The following is a 3,830-nucleotide window of genomic DNA, read 5'->3' on the forward strand; positions in this document are numbered from 1 at the left end:
GACAGAAACCGTAGAGAAAAAATCTGGTAATAATAGTACTGATACTAGCAACAGTGGCAACACCAACAATGGAGCTACTACCAACCCTGCTGGCAGCAATAGCAACAGTGTGACACCAGATAACAGAGGCAATACTCCAGCCCCTGGTGTGACAACTGACAATAGTAGCAATACGACCCTTACTACTCCATCGTCTACTGTTGGACAGGCACAAGCAAGCACTTCGACTCAAGAAACGCCAGTTTCTACAAGCACTCCAAACAATTCAGGAACTACAGTGACTCCTAACGAGACTCGTCCTGTTGACAAGTCTGAGCTTGCTCGATTGGTTGAAGGATTGGAAAGTCGTTTGAAAGATTTGGATGATATAGATAGTACAACGCTTGAGTCAGCTAAAGCTCTTCTTACAGAGATTAAACAAGCTCTTAATGACGAAAGTTTGACAGAGTCCGATTTGCGTGATATTGTTAGAAGAGTGAGAGAGGTAATAGACTCCTTAAAAGGTGTGAAAGAAGACCAGCAAAATCAAGAAAAAGATCAGATGAAAGACGATAGTCAGACAACTACTGAATTTTCATATGTAGTAATGATTGGCAGTCTACTTGCCCTTCTTGGGCTCCTTCTCTTCCTCATCGCGCGTCGTAAGAAAGAGTCAGAACTCAAGAAATTGGTCAAGGAACTAAGCAAGCTTGAAGCAGAATTGGATTCTACAAATGTGGATACGAAAGTTCTCGACCAAGCACGAGAAGCTCTCGCTCAAGCAGTTGCTTTCCTAGCCAATGAGAAAGAGTCTGACCACACAGAAGACGAGTTGATTGAGAAACTCAAAGCGATTCTTGCTCAGCTAAGATAAGCGACATGTTGAAATATCGCAGGTGACCATAGAAGTTACTACATTGCTGGATAATGACGATAGGAAAAGTTAGTCGCAAACCTGTAGTGGGAATATACCAGCTTCTAGTGGGGAAGTGGTTCTGGGAACAGGACACCGTCTTTTAAATGTGAATGCTTCCTCCTCTAGTACAAGTAGAAGTCTTTGATGGTAGAGTAAGATAAAGAAGAAACACGAAACAAGTAAGATAGTTCATGAAATGGAACTGAAAATTGCTGGTGTGGACTCTTGAAGGAAGTAATGGATAGAAAGAAGTTGAAAAGCGTCTTTCTATCCATCTTTCTTTAGGAGTTGATGTAAGCGCTCTCTATCACTTGGTTTTGTCAGATGATTGTGCTCTCCATAACCAACCATACGTATATCATATATAGTAGATTGAAATAAGATATGAACAAAGAGATTGAGAAAGTCAAATTAATTTCTAGAAATATTTTAGAATCCGTAGCCTACTATTCTAGGCTCAATATACTACACTTAAAAAATATTTCTATTGATTAATAGGGATTATTGTGGTATAATCTAGGTAGATTAGAAGTCATCAAAGGTGCAGCAATGTATAACTAGGTGACCTTTTTTCATACAGTGGAGACTGTTAGAATGAATGTTGCCATATTTGAATTAACAAATTTCAAGGAATATATTCCTTGAAATATTGATATAGTTGATAAAATACGATTAGTTTATAATCCTGTGTTAGCACCTACTACGTTAAAAATGGCGATTGAACCTGCACTGACAGAAGAAGAATTGTATCAACATATGAAAGATAAATCTCATTGGGATTTTTCATATAATGTTGACGATGAATTTTATAAAAAGGATTGCGTAGATTTATGGTAAATTGGTTAATCGTCAGTATATTTTAGCTAAGTAAGCCTATTTATTTGATAGTTACCTTAGAAATTTCCTTCAAGAAATATTGGAGAGAATTGAAGTCTTTTTGAAAAAGAGTACCGCTGATACTCTGACGCTTGGATACCAAAAAACTATTTATATTTTTGAAGACGATGATTTATATTTTTCTGAACAATCTAAATACTGCAAGGATAACCCTAAACGTCAGGATACTGTCTTGAAAACAAAGTATCATTTATCGCGGTTTATTTTTGAAAAACAAGATGATTCCATAGTAAAGAATCAGATTAGACAATATGGTGTTGTGTTGCCTTGGACTGTTTTTCGTTTAATGACATTTGGAAATATATCATCATTTCTTATCGCCTTACAACCAGGTTATCGAAATAAGGTTGCTGCTTATATTAGTTTGCTCTTGTATAAGGATGATAAAATTCCAGCTAAAATCTTATTGTCCTGGTGTAATGCACTTCGATATCTTAGAAATATATGCTCATATAATGGCAGATTATATGAACGCTTACACCATACCTTACCTGCTCTTCATCATTCTGATAAGGAGTTATTGGAGACAAACTCAGAGAATGATGATAAGACATTATTTATTTATTTATTTTATAGCAATGAGACATCTTATTTTGTCCATGTCCCTAGAAACCCAGAATTTTTGGAATAAAAAATACAAAATTTACTAGAAGAAGGAAGTAGAGAACAAGTTGATTTGAGACACTACGGTCTTCCAGAGGACTGGGTGAACTTATTGACAATTAAGAATAGGATAATCTCTTAGATAGATAATTATTGGAAAGAATAAGATAGTATGGAGGTCTAGTATAAAACAAAATAAAGGGCACAAAACTTTTTTATTCTGTGTTGTGCCTTGAGTGAAACAAAAGGAATAAATTATAACAATGAAAAAAGTTGCCATTATTGGAGCAGGAATTGTGGGGACAACAGCTGCCTACTACCTCTCGAAAGAAAGTGACCTAGAGGTAGCCGTCTTTGACCATGGACAAGGTCAGGCTACCAAGGCTGCAGCAGGAATTATCAGTCCTTGGTTTTCCAAACGCCGCAATAAAGCTTGGTACAAAATGGCGCGCTTGGGGGCTGATTTTTATGTGGATTTATTAGCTGATTTAGAGAAATCAGGGCAAGAAATCGACTTTTACCATCGTTCGGGAGTCTTTCTCCTGAAAAAGGATGAATCCAATTTGGAAGAACTCTATGAATTAGCCCTCCAGCGCAGAGAAGAATCTCCCTTGATAGGGCAATTAGCCATTCTGGACCAAGCATCATCTAATGAATTATTCCCTGGTTTGCAGGGATTTGACCGTCTGCTCTATGCTTCTGGTGGAGCGAGAGTAGATGGCCAACTTTTAGTGACTCGTTTGCTGGAATCCAGTCATGTCAAGCTGGTCAAAGAAAAAGTGACTCTGACACCGTTAGCATCAGGCTACCAGATTGGTGAAGAGGAGTTTGAGCAGGTTATTTTGGCGACGGGAGCTTGGTTGGGGGATATGTTAGAACCCTTGGGTTATGCTGTGGATGTCTGTCCTCAGAAAGGACAGCTCCGAGATTATCAGCTGGCCCAAGACATGGAATTTTACCCTGTTGTCATGCCAGAAGGGGAATGGGATTTGATTCCTTTTGCAGGTGGCAAATTGTCCCTAGGTGCTACCCATGAAAATGATATGGGATTTGATTTGACGGTAGATGAAATCTTGCTCCAGCAAATGGAGGAGGCAGCCTTACCTCACTATCCAGTTTTAGCTAGAGCGACTTCAAGGGCTGAGCGTGTGGGAATCCGTGCCTATACTAGTGATTTCTCTCCTTTCTTTGGGCCAGTGCCAGAATTGGCAGGTGTTTACGCTGCTAGTGGACTAGGTTCATCAGGCCTCACAACTGGTCCTATTATTGGTTACCACCTAGCTCAATTGGTCAAAGGCAAGGAGTTGACTTTGAACCCTGAAAACTACCCAATTGAAAACTATGTCAAACCGGTAAAAAGCGAATAATACTCAATGAAAATCAAAAAACAAACTAGGAAACTAGCAGCGGGCTGCTCAAAGCACTGCTTTGAGGT

3 protein-coding genes are annotated in these 3,830 nt (G+C 38.8%); all 3 read left to right on the forward strand.

All coding sequences use genetic code 11. The annotated features are described in order from the left end of the window. Positions 1-853 (forward strand): hypothetical protein (locus HT719_RS07235; protein WP_188110821.1); only part of this gene is annotated, 853 nt, incomplete at its 5' end. Positions 854-1,811: 958 nt separating this feature from the next. After that, on the forward strand, positions 1,812-2,423 hold the full coding sequence (locus tag HT719_RS07240; protein WP_188110983.1) for an Abi family protein: 612 nt from the start codon (positions 1,812-1,814) through the stop codon (positions 2,421-2,423). Between the two features lie 235 nt (positions 2,424-2,658). After that, the gene (locus tag HT719_RS07245; RefSeq protein WP_171035991.1) at positions 2,659-3,762 is read left to right on the forward strand and encodes an FAD-dependent oxidoreductase; all 1,104 of its coding nucleotides are present in this window, start codon (positions 2,659-2,661) and stop codon (positions 3,760-3,762) included. The last annotated feature ends 68 nt before the right edge of the window (positions 3,763-3,830 follow it).

The sequence above is a fragment of the Streptococcus sp. k-378 genome (assembly GCF_013277505.1).
Classification (GTDB): domain Bacteria; phylum Bacillota; class Bacilli; order Lactobacillales; family Streptococcaceae; genus Streptococcus; species Streptococcus pseudopneumoniae.

What these genes read in the sequence shown, in the direction of transcription:
- HT719_RS07245 (WP_171035991.1), top strand. Translation starts at nt 2,659, where the DNA reads ATGAAAAAAGTTGCCATTATTGGAGCAGGAATTGTGGGGACAACAGCT.